This window comes from Spartobacteria bacterium UBA695 (assembly GCA_002298145.1).
Classification (GTDB): Bacteria; Verrucomicrobiota; Verrucomicrobiia; order Chthoniobacterales; family Chthoniobacteraceae; genus UBA695.
On the sequence record DBMP01000025.1, the window covers coordinates 151700 to 168334 of the forward strand.

The following is a 16635-nucleotide window of genomic DNA, read 5'->3' on the forward strand; positions in this document are numbered from 1 at the left end:
GCTTAGGCAGGATGGATTACTCCCAGAGGAGCATTGCAGGCCATAGTTGAGGCTGATTGGAACAATCGGTGCCATCGGGAGAGATCGTGAGAGACGACTTGGCATCGCCCTGCAAATCGTCGCGGTCGTTTACCGATAACCCAAAGCCTACAGCACTCCCCTTTTCCAACCGGATGGGCAGCAGATATTTTGCAGGGAAGAAAACCTCATAAACATAGCCGTCTGCAGTCTGCTTGAATGCCGATGGGATGTCTTTGGCGATGGTGTTGTTTTGCGGTGCCTGCGTGGCAAGGCCGAGCTGAGGATCCGGCGTGCGTCGACGGTAGACTTCAGATTGCAGACCGTCCGCGGAGGGAAGCACAGCATACTCGTAGTCATTTTCATCACAGACCTGCTGTAGCTTGGAACGCGCATCGCAGAATGAATCGAAAAAGATTTGGAGCGCGTCATTATTCCAGCGATCTCCGGGGCGGGAGAACGGTTTAACGACAAATTTGTCATCCGTGATCTTGACGCAAATATAGATCCCCTGCGGGGTCCATGCCGTTTTAAACCAGCCGGAGAAATCAGCATCCGAAACCGATTTCAACGTTTTGTCGCGCAGAAAGCGGTTTTTGAACGGGATGGGAGCAATGGCCTCCCAATCATCAATTTCTCCGTCCACTTTGATGGGGCCGGGCGCTTTGGGGCAAAGGAATCCGGAAAAACCCAGGGTTGCGTTGAACGCACTCGTGCGGGAGCGGATCGAAAGAGGCAATTTTTCATCCACGATCTCCCGGGCGCTGAGGGGTATAGGAGCTCTGACCTGGAAAGAGGCAGCGCCCGAGGGTTGAATTTTCAGCGCCATTTTTTCCGCACCGTTATTCAGTTCACCTTCAAATGCTTTGGACAGGGCATTCCTTGCAGCGACCTCAATCTTATCCGGCGCGGAAGGTTTGCCGCTCAGCATGAGTGGCGAGGCTCCCTCGGCAGAGGCCACCACGGCGTTTTCAAATGACTGGATGAAGGCATCAAGCGTTCCGGGTTTTCCCCGGAAAAAGAGCGGGAAGGAGGAGGATTCAAATTTCATATTCCCTTTTTTATCCAGCGAAAATGTTCGTTCGCCTTCCATGAGATCAAAAATTTGCTGAAGCGTTTGCTTGGCGCTAATCGTGACTTCCGGTGGCGCCATGGTTCCCGCATCCACTTTGGGATGGTGGCACCAGACAGCTGCCACCGGTCGTTTCAGTTCATCTTCAAAAACGTAGCAGCGGATATAGGGAGCAAACCGGATGTCCTTTTTGAAGTAGGCATTACCAAGCAATCGGCCCAGTGTATTGGATATTTTTTGCGTAGCGAATGGCGTCAGGTTAAGATCCATTTCGAAGTTGTTCATAAAGGCGCTCGACATCATGGATTTCACCCGATCCTGATATTTTAGCGCCACCAACCAACTGCGCGCACGCCACGCAGCGGATATTTTTTCCGCCCATCCCATATCGTAAGATAATGTTCCATAATACCAGCAGGATGGAGGCAGCCAACTCTCCGAGACCACGCCCCATTTGGGAATGGTGTAGGGGCCGTAGTGCATGGCTTCGGGCCAGAAGATGGGGGTGTTGCCGTAGCCGTTTTTTTCCAATACGGACAGGAACGATTGCGTGTCCGCATCGAGGTCGGGGCTTTCCGGCGTTTTGCGGTAGGGGTGAATTCCAATCATGTCAAACTTGAAGCCGCCCAGTTTATTGGCTTCCTCCAGGAGGAGTCCGGTTTCCGGAATTCCCCGCTCTGGCGACATGTTGGATGGCGCTTGCTGGTAAACCAGAGCCTTCGGGTTGCCCTCTTTGACGCCGAGGTAAAAAGCTTTTGAGAGCTGGGCGTATTTGCGATAAGCGCTCGCGGGAGAACCGTCTTTCGACCACCAATCCACGGGAAATTTCGAGAATATTTCGATCCCGAAGGTCCACATGGGAACCCACGGGTTTTCGCTGGCGATCGTTTTGACCGTGTTCTGGAATTTTTTGAGATACTCCTCCGTGACTTCCCCGTTGGCATCATAATGAAAGTCTCTGATCAAGAAGCGGGGATCGTTTTCAGCCAAGCCGTTGAGGTTTGGCGTGCGCATGATTCCGAAACCTTTCAACGGGTTGCTGATGCCTGAATAGGGGGCGATCAAGGAATACATCATCGAGTCCATAGCATCGATGCCGTATTTCGCATACTCCTCCCAGATTTCGCGATTCCAGAGATAGGAATGGCACTTGCCGCCCAAACCAACCTTGCGGTGGCGCTCCAACATTTCGCGGAAGTTAAAACGCTGGGCATCCTGATCAATATAGTCTTCGGAAAAAAGCGCTTTGAGGCGATGCCTGTTTCCCAGCGAATCCATGATGGAGAACCGATGCAAGCTGTAGCTGGAGGTGCCGTCTTTAAGGTCGTACTGCGCCCGGACAACAAATATGCCCCGTGGGAGTTTCCCTTCCAGCGGCAGGTTAATTTGAGCCTTGCCCGCCGCGTCGCAAATAAAGGGAACCGTTTTTAGGAATAGCTCTTGATCGAAGAAATCCTTTACACGCACCGTTGCGTTGCCTGCGGCGTTGGGAGCGGCTGAGATTTCGAGGCGTGCGTTGATGGGATCTGAGGGTGCGAGGAAGTTGTCCGTCTTTGACGTCAGCAGCGTTGCTTCCACCCGCCTTGGTTCGTATGCCGTGGCACTTTCGCCCGCCTCCAACTGCAACCCGTCCAGCCAAACGGAGGATTTTCCGCTTATGGAATCCGCGCTGATGTGGGCAAACACCGGCATGGATTCGGGAACCTCAAATGTAAAGGCGTAGCGTTTCCATTCCGCTGTGGGTTCGAAGACCTGCTGCGCGCCCGCCTCCGACCAGCTTTTCCAGCCCATGGGCAAGAACCGATTTCTCGATCCCGTCCAGGCCGAGTTCGGAAACCAGACGCTCAATCGCTGGGCATCCCCGGCTTCACCTTTGGCGTAAAAGCTAAACGTGTAGCAACCAGGCGAAAGCGGCACGGGGAATGTTTTGAAGGGATAGCCAATGAAGCGGAAATCTAATTTGCTTTTGGGGCCGGTTAATAGTTTAAGGCTGTGCGTTCCAAACATCGATTGCGTCCCGTCCACTGCGAACGCTTTCTTGTCCCATGTGGCGGGACCTTCGTAATACTTAGGCGCATTTTCTCCCCAATAAGAATCGAGCCCCTGTTCGAACGACGAGTTCTGAATGAGATTTTTCGATGAGGTGAAATCGGGCAATTCGAGAGCGTCAACGGCTTTGAAGTCGATCCCCGCTTGAATCTTCCCTGCGACACGGGCAGCCAATCCTTTGCTGATATCGAGCAAAATCTCGATGCTGGTTTGATCCTTCCTATTTAAAACACGGAAGGCTACGTTGTCTTTGCGCTGATCGACGATCAAGTCCCCTGAATTGGCCGTGCCGAGGATGGAGATGGATTTTCCGGGCACGCTGGAAAATACAACGAGGCTTTTAAATTGGCGCTTAGTCCAGTTCTGGCTCTCGACTCCTTCTTGAATGGTTTGGGTCTCCTCATCCATCTGAAAACTTTCCCCACCAATCGATGGCATCGGAATGATGAGCCGGAGATTTCTTGGAACAAGTTGGAAGTCGGGGGAGTCCAATGAAGTCCAACGATAAGCAACCAAAACTTTACCATCCGGCTGAAGGCGAACCGTGGTAATACATTCGGCGCTCTTGCCGCCGTAAACAAATGTTTTGCAATAGACAAGGGCGTCGGGGTCTTTGACGATGGCGGACTTGGCAAGGTCGAAATATTCCCGGGGGCAGTTAATATTAGTCTCCAGCCACTGGTTCTTCCCTGTTCGCTTGTCCTCAAGCGAGAACGGAAGCTGGAATTTCCCGATTTCCAGACCATCTACATAAAAAAGGATGGCTCCCTCCTGGTTCATAGCGATGCGCTTGTTGCCTGCAACTATTTCCTTGCCGACCCATTCAGGCTTGAAAATCCGAGGTTCGTTGCCGGTCTGTTTTGCCAAAAACGGAACAGGGGGAGGCGTCAAAGGCATCTTGGGAAGCGCCGGTTCATTGGCATCAATCGCCCCTGCACTGATCATCAGCAGGGCGGCAAGGCATTGTAAAAAGGAGCGTTTCAGCATGGTATAGTTCAATAAAATAGTTGCGCAATGAGAGGCTAAGGCAGGAGACCCGCATGACGCAGTTCTGCCTCATACTTTTCCACTGCGGACTGATATTCGAGGGGAAGCTGCAGGGCCTCCGGTGTTGCGGAAAACTGAAAGGCAAACGCTTTTCCTCCCTCACGGCAACCCGTGGGCAGCCCCGTTTGCACATCAAACCAGGCTTCGTATTCTTTTGCCGGGGATGCGGCGGGGTGGCTTTGTTGCGCCCAGGCTCCAACGCAAAAGACCGGAAGGAATGCGAGCAGCAGAAGCGCCGTTCTTAATTGGCTCATTCGGCCTCCGCGTGCTTCTCTCTGCTTTTTTCCGTCAATGTTCACTGGCGTTCTCCAGTTGCTGGTCGATGATTTTCCCCGTGTAGCGGTCGATTGCGACGGAGAGCCAGTAGCGGGTTTCCCCTTCGACCAGGAAGTCGTTGAGCGAGTTGGATCGCGCCGTGTAACGGCCGGTTTGGGCTACCACGTCGATGAGCAGATTCCATGTCCGGCTTTGGCTGCTGGTGGCAAGGGCTCGGACAGGGGCTTCGCGCTGGGTCTTGATGAAGCTGAGGTTTGCCGGTCCGGTGGCAACGAAGTTGGGCAAAAGGGCGATGTTTGAGAATGTGTTGGCGCCGCTATATGCAACAAACGATGAGGCAAGATCCGAAGCATTCGTAATGTATTGCGCTCCCGAAAAGAGGCTTTGTACGACGGCGGGTTGAGAAGAATTTAGGCTCACTCTTCCGGCCGTGCAGGCGGGTTCATCGCTCACGGAAAAGAGGTCCAGAAGCGCTCCGTCGGCGCTTTTGTCTGAAAAGAAGTCGAGCGTTTTCCAGGGAAGGTCCCGGAAGGCATAGCTAAGTTCGCCCACGTTCCGGAAGGGGCGATTGAGCACAACCGGGCGGGATGCGCTGTCGCCCAATTCATACGGGTTGCCCCCGTAGGCTGCATCGGCCGGCCGCACAATGTTGTCGCCGTCCGTGTAATAGAGGGCGCGGTTATTCGGGTCTTTGGCGGTGCTGGTGTTGATGGCCAGCATCGACATATAGGTAACGGTGTTTTTGGGGATGAAGCTGGGTTGAATGTGGTTGTTATAAAGATAGGCATTGGCGGAGGAGTGCAGGGAATTGTCCCCCTCCGTTTGATCGCTGCCGATACAGTCCACCGCATCAAGGCGAAATGTTCGCGGATCGGATTTGCACGTGAACGTGAGATTCTTGACTCCTATATTTGCCGTGAACGGTAAGGCCGCCACATATGATCCGGCCCCGCCAATCCCCGTCCCGCCCGATTCTTCATGGCCCGTGAAAGTGGTGTAGGGCCTCCAAACAGACCCGTCCTTATATTCCAGGACAAAAATGCCGGAGGAAAGAGTGTAGACCATCCCGACCATGGTGGTCTCTCCGCTGGGTAGCGAAGTCACATCCTGGAGCCGGAGCGCGTTGCAGGCGCCCAGGGTCGGGTCCGCGAGCTCGGGCCACAGCTTGGGCGAATCGCCCGTCCGGATCAGCCGGGGTTCGCGGTAGCTGAACTTGGGATCTGAGTTGACGCTGTCGACATCGAACTCCATGAGGCTGCTGTCAGCGGTGCTGAGCAGCGACGAGGAAGCCATAAGCGTAGTTGTCACGGTTGGAGGACCGTAGGACTTAACGCCTACAAGCTGGTATTTTGCGCTGGAGCCGACACGAACGCGGAACCGCGTCGGACGTCCGGTCGTGTCCGAAGAGACGAGTTGGTGCGGGTTCCACAACTCGTACAGGAAATAAACATGGTAGGGTGGGGCAAAGTGACCGCCCACGATATTGGGAGCGTAGTTCTTGAAGACAATCTTGTTAAAATAGGGAATATCCTCGATGCCGTAGAATTGATAATTGTTGAAGTTGATGACGGTGGGGTAGCTGTCGGAGTCGTACTGGTCGATGATGTTCGCGCCGATGCGTATGATTTGGTAGGCTTTGTTGATGGATACTCCGTCGAGTCCTCCCGTGGACATGCCTGTGTTCCCGCTGCTCTGGCCCAATGAGCCTTGTAAAATCCCAGCTTGCAGCAATTCAAAGAAATTGGGCTCGCGATTGGCCGCGGCAACTTGCGCCAGCGTTTTGATGGTCGATTGCACCGAGTCCGAGTCTCCCACGTAAATCCATCCGTTCATGGAACTGTCCCATTTCAATCCGAAGCAGGCTTTGATGGCATCGTCTGAAATCCCGGCGAGCGGGCCTGTGTGGGTGAGCCACGCGATCCTGGCGAGTGAAAAGCGCCGCTGGAGCAAGAAGTCCCCGGCCTGAACGCTATACGTCTGAACGCTTCCGTCGTCCTGATAGTGAGTCACGTTGGCCGGACCTTGGAAACGAAGGTTGGCAAAGTTGGGATTGGTCCCCGTGACGGTTGCCGGAGCATAGGAAGGGGCATTTATTGTGCGGGAAAAATGCGTCAGGGAACTCGCGGCCGCGCCGAGGTTAGGGTTATTGAGAAGGTCGCGGCGGGAGCAGACGGTATTGTCTCCGTTGGCTATTGAAAGATGCCCGGAGCGGGCGGCGTTGAGGGCGGGTTGGCTGGAGGGACCTGACGTCGGAGCTATCCCGGAAGCCCACTCGAAAAATGTTTGCGCATCGGTTCCTGTTACGCCGTTGCGCCACGAGAGCAAGCTGCTGATGTTAGCGGAAGTTAGCCCTAGTGCGGTGAGGTCGGCATAGGCGCAGGATGATTTAAGGGCCGCATCGGCGGCGGCCGTGGAAGGGTAGCCAGCGAGGTTCGCGTCCAGGAGTTGCCCTATGTTGTAGACGGTATAGGCAAATCGCCCGATGACATAATCACTATTCGCTGCATTCCGGGCATCGGCGAGGCTGCCTGGCGTTTTTACGCCATTGCCCCGTGTCAGGAAGAGCCATGTGGGCAATGTCGATTGCGAGCCCAGCATGGGGCTGCTGCCCCTCGCGGTAAACCATCGGGCCGCAGATATTGATTGTCCGTTAAGGCCGGGGGTAGATATTGACACGGAAGACCCCTGGATCGTGCCATTCGGGCGGATGGGAGTTGAATCCGCGGAGACTTTGGCCAAAGGCCCGCTGGCACCTGAAACGCCGAGTTGTGCAGGGAGCAGATATGCGGCAGATGTCGGCTGGTAAAGCCAAACGCCATTGCTTCCACTCGGTATGGATCGGGTAGAATCTGCGATCTCCGCACGCAGTTCGCCCGTGATGATATCCATGGCGGAACGGGCGGCGAATTTGGAATTCAGGAGACTGGTGCTCGAATAGGAAATCTGCCGGTTACTCTGAGCTCTGGAAAAGAAGGCCAACACCAGAACGGTGAGCAGCACCAGCGAAGCGAGCGTGATAACAAGGGCCATACCCCGGCCGTTCTGAGGAAGAAGGCGTGGAGCGTTTTTCATAGGGATTGGGTGGCAAAAGGGGTCACGGGATAACTGCGCTCGAAAACGCGGACGGCCTGACGCACCGGAAGCGGAATGGTGGAAAATGCGGGGTCGGAAGCCGCCTGCTCCGCCTTGCTTCCCCACGCCCGCAGCGGGGAGAGTTTGTTGGCCGGGACGGGGAAGGCATTGCCGAGGTTGGCGATCTGCGTGGCGTTCAACAGGCGTAGCGTGGGAAGATCCAAGGCGACCAGCCCAATGACCAATGCGCTGATGCGGGAGAGATCAATATAGTTCACCGCTGCACCGCCGCCGCTGGGGGTAAGCGCGCGAATGGGCGGGCTGTAAACAATTTGCCCGCGGGCGTTGTCGATCGTCGTTCCGTCCGCGAGCATTACCGCGAGGTTATCGGGATAAAGCTGGAAGCCAATGACCATCCGGATCACCCCCTCGGCCAGCACGTCAAAATCGGCGGTTTTGGGCAGGAATGCGTCGAAAGCAGAAGAACTGAAGGAAAGCGGCAATCCGTTGGCCTGAAGCCCCATGAAGCCAGCAGAGGCAAGGGTGCCACCAGCGTTGCTCCACGGAATGGATTGACCGGAACGAATCAGGCAAGGCAAGCCGTTGTTATCCGCATGAACATTCACCTGATAAGCAATGATGGAAAGCCCACGATTATTGGTTGGAGATGATGCAGGCGATGTAACCGAGGAGATAAACAGCAAGAGCGAGGTGTTGGTTCCGGAAGCGGCGTTTTGAGCCATGAAGTCGGTGTCGCTCCGTTTGACCAAGCCTTCCAGATCCAGACCGATGCGGTCGAAAGCCAACCTCGCTTGCATGGCGGCGTCAATGGCACGATTGCTCAGTTTGGTGGTGTGTGTAATGGTGCCGGTGATCTGGACAATGATGATTGCCAAAATCGACAGGATGGATATCGCCGCCATGATCTCAATCAGCGTAAAACCATTCCGGTTATGGATCGCACGGCTCTTCATGGCTGCGGAAAGGTGACGTAGGTTTCCACAAATCCCCTCACCTTCCCCGGTGAGATCAACGCCGAAGGTTCCGTCGCATTACACGGAGGCCAGTTGACAATCAAGCGGGCATGAATCGGCGTGAGGCTGTTGGCTGCGGGCACCTGGGTGTAGATAATGGAAGCCTGGTAGCGAAGCCGCAGATTGGTGCTGGTGTAGTCAATCGTGGTTCCATCGTCTTTGACACCCACGGAATAGAGCGAGGAGACTCTATTGGTTTCCAGGGTGGTATTAACAGTGAGCCGGTTATTGCTCCCTATCTGATAGGGAAGCGCGAGGCCAAAAAGCTGCGATAGCCCGTTGTTCGCCGCCGGGTGGGTATTGCGAAGGTCCGCTTCCAGCGTAGTGAGAAGCGAGATGGCCTGGGTTTCTTCCGTGGAGTTTTGGTTGCTCTTCATCCCCGCCGGCAGCAATGCAATCAACGTCAGCAACGCAAAAGCGACGATGCCCAACGCGAGGACGATCTCGACCATGGTAAAGGCCTGCTGCTGGGGGGATATTGGCTTCACAGGATGTTCTCTTTGCGGATCACGTTCACACTGCCATTAATGCCTGACAAGCGAAGGATGAACGGATTGCGGGCGCGGGGGGTATCCGGAGCGCTAGGGTTGAGAGGTTGATCAACGCCGATTTTGATGTAGCGCGTCGGCTCGGATTTCAAAACCCGCGCTTCTCCAGCGGGATTGAACTGGACGATGCAGCCGAAAGAACGGACTCCCGCCCTGCCTGCAAAGCGGCTAAAGGAATCGATATCGGTATCGGAAGGCTTGGAATCGTCCGCCGTCGAAGGGGAGGCGCCTTGCAAGCTGTCGTAAAGCCAAAAGTTGCCAAACCCACGGACATTCCCGGTCAAACGCCATTTCGTATCGTCAGCCATGCTGGCGGCGTCGTCATTTGTCAGCGAGCCGTCAACGGAATAAATGGTCGCAACAATGAGGGTCGGCTGCATCACGCTCGAATCGCTTGAAACCCGGGCAAGCCCCACTCTGGTGTAGGTATGGTGGGTCATCGCGTAGATGCGGGCCATTTCATAAGCTCCGGACAAATCCTCGATGGTTTTGGATGCGGAGCTCGAACCCGTCACGGACTGGATGACGGGAGCCGAGACGACCGTCATCATCGTAATTACAGCAACTACACTCAGAAGCTCGACCAGCGTAAAAGCCGCGATGCCTCCAAAAATTCCTACATGGATGCGGGGGGGCATATGGGGTGCTTAATTTTATGACTATCTCAGTGGAATCGCAATATTCCAGGTATTCAAAGCTCTATTAAATCCACCAGGGCCGTCCGCTGCGGCGGCGAACAGGCAGATGGGGCGACCCTGTTGGTCAAAGAGCAATTGCGCGCGCTCCAAACAACCGAGCTGGGTCGTTTCCCCATTTTCAAAGGTGATCGTTCGCGAATACGCCTTGGGAGGCTCCATAGGAGTCCAGTGAATAGCGTCATCGGACCGGAAATGGGCACCCGCATGCACCTCCCCCGTAATGCCGCCCAGCATGTCTTTGGCCAGCATTTCGTAATGATCTTTCTCCCACCAGACAAAGGGATCCTCCACGAAATCCCCGTTCTCGAAACGGAGAACCGGCTCGTCCGACAGGCGGTAATACGGTCCCTCAAACGTATCGGCAGCGGCCACCCCAATGCGTAACCCATCGGGTGTATTGGAGCGGTAAAACAGGACAACCCGGCCGTCGTCTCTAATACAAGGCGCGGGGTTGGTCACGATCTGCGAATCCCATTTGTCTGGGCGCGGTTCGAGAATGGGCCGATCCATGGCTTTCCACGGCCCATCCAGTGAACGGGAGGTGGCCAGGCCGATCCGGATATTGGCATAGCTTTCATCACGCTGTGCCTGGCAGCAATCCGGCGAATCAGGCCGGAGCGGGCCGGAAAAGGAGGAGCCGATGTAATAGAGCAAATAGGTGTCACCGCACTTGTGAATGGACGGATTGTGAGCCATGCGTCCATCCCAGGCCTTGGGGTCGCTGTTGGGAATCACCTTTTCCAAGAAACGATAGGGACCATACGGCGTGTCGGAAACAGCCCGGACAATCTCCGAGCTCAGCACATAACCGATGAACATCGGCAAAGCTCGGGACCACCGGGAAGCGAACATATAATAGCGTCCATCTTCTCCCTCAATCACCGAACCACACCACACCCAGTAACCTTCCATGCGAAATCCCGTATTATGGGGAACCCGCTTGACGCGTTGAAAAAATGGAAATGAAGAATTCACCATAATGGCCAATAAAAAGGTTACTGAGCTTTCAGAATTTTGCCCAAACGCGGATCACACTTGGGCAAGCCTTGGGCGACAAACCCGGCCAAAGAAGCAGCTCCTTCTTTAGTAAAATGAGTGCGATCATCCGCTTCCGGATTGGCCCTGCGGTTCGCTGTGACGTGGGCGCTCCCCTCTTCTCCCAGGGAATCCAGCCACGCTCCGCTTTGCTCGTAGAGGTCAATCAGCGGCACCTCCAATTCCGCCGCAACGGCTTTCATGGCATCCGCGTACGGCGCCAACTCCGTCGTGACATGCCCAGCTGAAAACAAACGCCGGTGAGGCGGGGTAACGAGGACGGGGGTTATCGCCGCTTTGCGCGCCTGGACGATATAGCGACGGAGGTTATCCTTGTAATCCGTGGCGGCGGAGGTCGATTCGGGCCGGTCGGCCCCGTGGGCGTCGTTGTGGCCGAACTGGATCAAAATAAAGTCGGGCTTCGCGGTCAGGATTTTTTGCCAGCGGTCGGGGGGAAACGTTTTGGTGCTGGTGCCGCCTTGCGCTTCATTGATGAAGGCAACCGAGGGGATCGTATATTGCCGCAGCATCTGCCCCCACCCCCGCAACAAAGCGTCGTCGGGATAATTGCAAACCGTCGAATCGCCAATGATTCCGATTTTCAGAGGCCGTTCAACCGCCACCGACTTTGCAGCCGGGACCGCGCCAAGGTTGGCTTTGTAGATCTCCTTAATTTGCTCCAGGCTTAACGCCCCTGTGCCATCCGCTTCGGAACTGTAAATGGCGATATCGTCAAGCATCCCGTGAAAAGGGCGGGTGCCGATGCTGTTATTTCCAATGGTAAGAGAACCGTGCTGATTGAGTTCCACCGTCTTTCCCGCATCGAGATTTTCCGTGGCAACGACCTCCGGATCGGCGGTCGGAGTTCCTCCGTAGAAAACAGCACTCCCCTTGGTGCTATCATAAGCCACCGCGAAGAACACCCAGTGTCCATCCGCATTCTGGTTGAAACAGTTTTTAGACCGATAGGGGATCGTCGCCGCCTTTCTGTTGATTCCAAGAGAAAGCATCCCGCCGTCTCCCGTGAAAAAGATAAATCCGTTGAGCAGGGGATCCGTATACTCCACGATCCGAGCTGCTTTTCCCAAAGGGCTGGCCGCTTTGAACCACCCCGTCACAGTAAATGACGCCATTGGGCCAAGCCCCCTGGAATCATCGGAAATTTTGGCCGTTCCACCGGATTTTCCATCGGCTCCCATGGCTTGGGTGGTCTGGCCAATATCGAGGGCAAAGTCTCCTGGTTTTCCGGTCAATCCGCTCCCGTCGGCCCCGTAAAGGCTGACCGGTTCATTGCTTGAGCTGTGCATCACCAACTCCGCAGAATTGCTGCCCAAACCATACGCGGAAGTTCCCGTTCCGGCGTTAAAATCAAAGGCAAGGCGCGGCTCGATTGCGGGAGCCATGGAGAGCGATGCGCAAATGCACGCCGAACACAGCCAAGAAGACAGGAGGGATCTCATGCATTTAAAATATGACTAGTCTTCTCCCGCAACAATCGATGTGCAGTGCATGCCGATGCATCAAACGCAAATTATTTTCACCCATCGAAACCCAGCTTTAATGGGCATTACACGGCGACCCGCCGCGTGCTTTCGCTTGACTAGTCATCGGCTTTAAATGCGCTGTTCCCAAGCAAAAACCCAGCCCACTCCCTCTAAAAATAAATACGCCGCAGCACCTTCTTCGCTATGAAGATGCTGCGGCGATGCAATGAGATATTCGCAATACCTCGTACCCCTTACAGAGTTGCGGATATTTTAAGATGATTACCGGATATGCTTGCGGCGCATCCGCTGGCCAAATGCCAGCATCCCAAGCCCACCCATGAGCATTCCCCAAGTACTGGGCTCTGGAACAACCGTCAATGTGACGTCGTTGTTGACGCTATCTCCATCGGCGCTGCCTGCATAGTTCAACAAGTACTCCGTGCTGCCGATAGAGAACACGTACGTTTTACCGACACCGGTGATTGCATAGGTGGAGCCGCTGGTGATGATTTCAGAGAAGTAACCACCGGTCGTCGTCGACAAGCCGGTGTTATCGATCAGCGTGATGGTATTTCCCAACGCCAATCCGCTCAGCGTGGAGAGATCGAGGATGCCGGTCAGGGTCACATTGCCGCTGACCTTGATTTGATCATATCCGCCGATTCCGGCCACCGTTCCGGTGATTTCCATCGCCAATGTAGCGGTTGGGGACATCGTCAGGTCGCCATTGATGCTCGTGATCCCAGGGCTATTCCCCGGAGCCAAAGTACCGCTCAAAGCGAGGTTGCCATTGATCGTCCCGGATCCTTTCAACAACCCGGCTACGCTCATGGAGCCGTCCAAAGTTCCATTGTTGCTCAACGTGGCTCCGGCGCTGACCGACAAGGTGCCGGTGGTGGTTACCGCACCCGTCAAGGACGTCGTTCCGCTCTGAACCGTCACACTGCTTGCCCCAAGCGTGCCTTTCAGGTTGCTGGCACCGGTGAGGGTAGTGGCCCCAAGAGTCAAGAAGTTGCCGTTGACCGTTCCCCCGTTAATATGCGTTGCACCGCTCACGGAACCAGAGCCGCTGAGCGTCATGCCGCTCTGGACTGTCAGGCAGCCTGTGATCGTGCCATTATTAATAACGTTGCCGTTGAATGCAGCCGCCGATGCCGTTGCGCCGCCGCCAATAATCACATCATTGTTGAATGTCAGGTTTCCGGAAATCGCGCCGTTGTCGGTGACCGTACCGTTAATGATGCCGCTGCCATTGAGCGTGCCATTGGCATTCACAGTGACGGCACCGTTCAACAAACCGTTCTCGGAGGCCACAGCATTGCCCATCACGGTGAGGTTGCTCATGGTGGTGCCTGAAGCGGTCAATGTGCCGGATGAAACCGTCGCCCCACCAGCGACCGTGTTGATGCCGGAAAGGGTGCTGTTACCCGTGAACGTTCCGGAGCCGCTGATGCTCAACCCAGAGCCATTAACAGTGCCGCCTGCAACTGTGACATTCCCCCCCACGGAGCCACTGCCGCCAAGGATGGCGGAATTGACTGTAACCGCGCTTGCGGCGGCAAGTGATCCATTGACATTCAAGGTGCCGGCCGAAACGGTGGTGCTTCCCGTGTAGGTATTGCTTCCCGCCAGGGTCAAAGCGCCGCCGCCTTTTTTCGTCAGGCCGCCGGTGCCAGACAACACGCCGCTCAGGCTAATGTCGTGAGCCACGCCGGACGCATCGGATGCCTGGAAGGTGATGCCTCCGGCGTTGAGGGTCATGGGAACCGAGGAGGACCAGTCTGCTTTCGCGCCAATAGTGGCCCCGCTCGAAAGGGTAACACTTGCCACTGAATTGGTGCCACCGCTGTTGGCTAAGATGCCGCCGCTGCCGATATACAACGCCCCGCCGCTAACGGTTAACTTGGCGATTCCGGAAGCGATGGAAGATGATCCCAGGAGGGTGATTTTTTCGAAAGTCGAGGTGCCTCCCGTAAACGTCGCCTGACCGGTTTGGTTATCCGCGTTGGCCAGAACAAGTCCCGTTGATGCGGTGGATACGAGCGTTCCGCCCGTAACCGTCAGGGTGCCAAAACGGGGGGTGGTATTCGTGTCGCCAAGAATGAAAGAGCCGCCGACCGTGAACAAGCCCGCGCTCATGTTCATATTCCCGGAACCGTTGCCGTTCGTGCTGCCGCCCCCTAGGGTAACGCTGGAGGCGGTGCTCGTCCCCCCAGTAATAATCACCCCCGTGGTCGAACTGGAAACGCCGTTATCCCGGCTAGAGGCAACAACCCCCAGCGAGTTGACACCTCCGCTGATTTTGAGGACAGAGTTGTTGTTGTCGAGGGTGATGCCCCCGTTGAAGATAGAGGTTCCCGAAGTCAGGTTGATGCTGTAACCGTTGGTGCCACCGGCCCCAGTGTCTTTAACGGTGTTGGTGACCGTAAGAATGCCGCCGTTGTTGCTCAGCGTGCCGCTCTGCGCAGTATTGTTGAACACCAAGTTGCTAACCGTGTAGTTGCCACCGGCATTGACATTCACGTTGGAGGTGGAGCCGAACAATGTCACGGTACTGCCGGTGACCGTGCCCGTCAGGGCCAGAGTCGCTCCATCGTTAACCGCGGTTGCGCCATTGTAGGTTCCTGAATTCAGGGCCAGGGTGCCCGCGGTAACGGTCGTGGCCCCGGTATAGGTATTGGAGCCGGATAGCGTCACCGTTCCCGCGCCGGTCTTGACGAGCGAGCCGGTACCGCCAATGGGGCCACTCAGGCTGATGTTGTGTGCCACTCCGGACGCGTCCGCAGCCTGGAGAATAATGGAGCCGGAAACGATGCTCATCGAAGCGGAGGACGACCAGTCGCTCTTCGCGGCAAGAACCGCATTGTTGCCACCAAGGGAGATCGTTGCCATAGACCCGGCACCGCCGGTGTTGGCCACGATGCCGCCGCTGCCCACGTACACGGCGCCGCCGCTGAGCGTCAGCTTGGCGGTTCCCGATGTGATGCTTGTTGAAGACAAGAGGGTAATCCCCTCAAAGGTCGATGTACCGCCGGTGAACGTTGCCTGGCCAGTGGCAATGTTCGCATTGCCGAGAACAAGTCCGCTTGAGGCTGTGGATACAAGCGTCCCTCCCGTGACCGTCAGATTTCCTCCGCGACCGGTGCCGGTGGTGACATCACCCAGGACAAACGAGCCGCTCACGGTTAGCGAACCCGCGCTGAGGTTCAAGTTGCCCCAGGAGTTGCCGCCAGTGCTGCCGCCTCCCAGCAAAATGCTGTTAGCTGTCGTTGTGCCGCCAGTGATCACCAAACCATGGACGGTAGAGCCGCCGCTGCCACTGCCGTCACGGCTGTCGGCAAAGTCGCCCAGGGAATTGACGCCGCCGCTGATTTTGACCGACGAACTGCCCGAATTCAGTACGATGCCACCGCTAAAGGTCGATGTTCCGCCGAAGAGATTAAGGTTCACCCCGGAACTCGATGCCGCGTAGTTGTCTTTGACGGCTCCCGTGACAGTGAGCGAACCGCCGTTGTTGTTGACAACGCTGGCCTGCGTAGCGGTGTTGCTGACAAACAGGAGGGCCGCGGCGGTATAATTTCCGCCTGCATTGACGTTAATAGCGGAGGAGGAACCGCTCAGCGTCACTGTCCCGCTCGTGGCAACCCCGGCCACGGCCAGCGAGCTCGATCCATACAACGTAACCGCCCCCAAGTTACTGGTGCCCGAGGCAAGGCTGATGGCGCCGTAGTTCACGGTGGTCGCCCCGCTGACGGTCAGCGACCCGCCATTATTGTTCAGATAGGCAAGACTGGTGGAAGTTCCAGTGGTGTTGCCGAGAGTAAGTGTGCTGGTGTTGTTGTAAACACCACCGGCATTAACATTGAGGATACCTCCGGCAGTGATCAGGTTAGCCCCCGTCGTTTTGAAACCGGCGGCCGAAAGGTTGAGGGTCGACGTATGGCCGGAGGTATTGGTATCCCCGTAACCCAGGGTAAGGGTACTAATACTGGCAGCGGACATCGGCGCGTTGTAATTCACCACAACAGGGGTCCCCGGATCGGCTGTGATATAGACAGCCCCCCCTACGGTCGGCACGCCACCATTCCAGTTTGCAGCGGTGTTCCAATCATTGGTGCCACTGACATTCCAGGTGAAGTTGGCTGCCGACGAAGTGCATACCCCGCTTAAAAGCAACGCGGCAATCGCGCTGTAGAACTCGGGGGTGCGATGGTTAAGTCCCTTCAAGGAAGTGACGCTGGAGGTTATCTTCAAAATGCGGGGTTTCATTTTAGAGTTCAGGGTACTGTGTTGGAATGG

The 16635-nt window shown here is 55.9% G+C and carries 9 protein-coding genes; all 9 read right to left on the reverse strand.

Translation table 11 applies throughout. From position 1 onward, the window contains the following. Positions 1–16 precede the first annotated feature (16 nt). Positions 17–4138, reverse strand: coding sequence for a sugar-binding protein (locus tag B2828_RS14680; protein WP_479634518.1), 4122 nt, complete (start codon positions 4136–4138; stop codon positions 17–19). Positions 4139–4161: 23 nt separating this feature from the next. Then, positions 4162–4485, reverse strand: coding sequence for a hypothetical protein (locus tag B2828_RS14685; RefSeq protein WP_479634519.1), 324 nt, complete (start codon positions 4483–4485; stop codon positions 4162–4164). Next, positions 4475–7492, reverse strand: coding sequence for a hypothetical protein (locus tag B2828_RS14690; RefSeq protein ID WP_479634520.1), 3018 nt, complete (start codon positions 7490–7492; stop codon positions 4475–4477). The genes B2828_RS14685 and B2828_RS14690 overlap by 11 nt, the downstream gene beginning before the upstream one ends. Before the next feature lie 38 nt (positions 7493–7530). Continuing rightward, positions 7531–8508: a PulJ/GspJ family protein gene (locus B2828_RS14695; RefSeq protein WP_479634521.1), complete on the reverse strand. Its 978-nt coding sequence runs from the start codon at positions 8506–8508 to the stop codon at positions 7531–7533. Next, positions 8505–9056: a hypothetical protein gene (locus tag B2828_RS14700; protein WP_479634522.1), complete on the reverse strand. Its 552-nt coding sequence runs from the start codon at positions 9054–9056 to the stop codon at positions 8505–8507. The genes B2828_RS14695 and B2828_RS14700 overlap by 4 nt, the downstream gene beginning before the upstream one ends. Continuing rightward, positions 9053–9754 carry a hypothetical protein gene (locus B2828_RS14705; RefSeq protein ID WP_479634523.1) on the reverse strand — a complete coding sequence of 234 codons (702 nt, stop codon included), beginning with the start codon at positions 9752–9754 and terminating at the stop codon, positions 9053–9055. The genes B2828_RS14700 and B2828_RS14705 overlap by 4 nt, the downstream gene beginning before the upstream one ends. A gap of 21 nt (positions 9755–9775) precedes the next feature. Further along, positions 9776–10792 carry a glycoside hydrolase family protein gene (locus B2828_RS14710; protein WP_479634524.1) on the reverse strand — a complete coding sequence of 339 codons (1017 nt, stop codon included), beginning with the start codon at positions 10790–10792 and terminating at the stop codon, positions 9776–9778. Positions 10793–10809: 17 nt separating this feature from the next. Further along, entirely contained in the window at positions 10810–12252 is a 1443-nt protein-coding gene (locus B2828_RS14715; protein WP_479634525.1) for a GDSL-type esterase/lipase family protein, read from the reverse strand. A 363-nt stretch (positions 12253–12615) separates the two neighbouring features. Then, positions 12616–16605, reverse strand: a complete 3990-nt coding sequence (locus B2828_RS14720) for a beta strand repeat-containing protein (RefSeq protein WP_479634526.1) — start codon at positions 16603–16605, stop codon at positions 12616–12618. Positions 16606–16635: the final 30 nt, after the last annotated feature.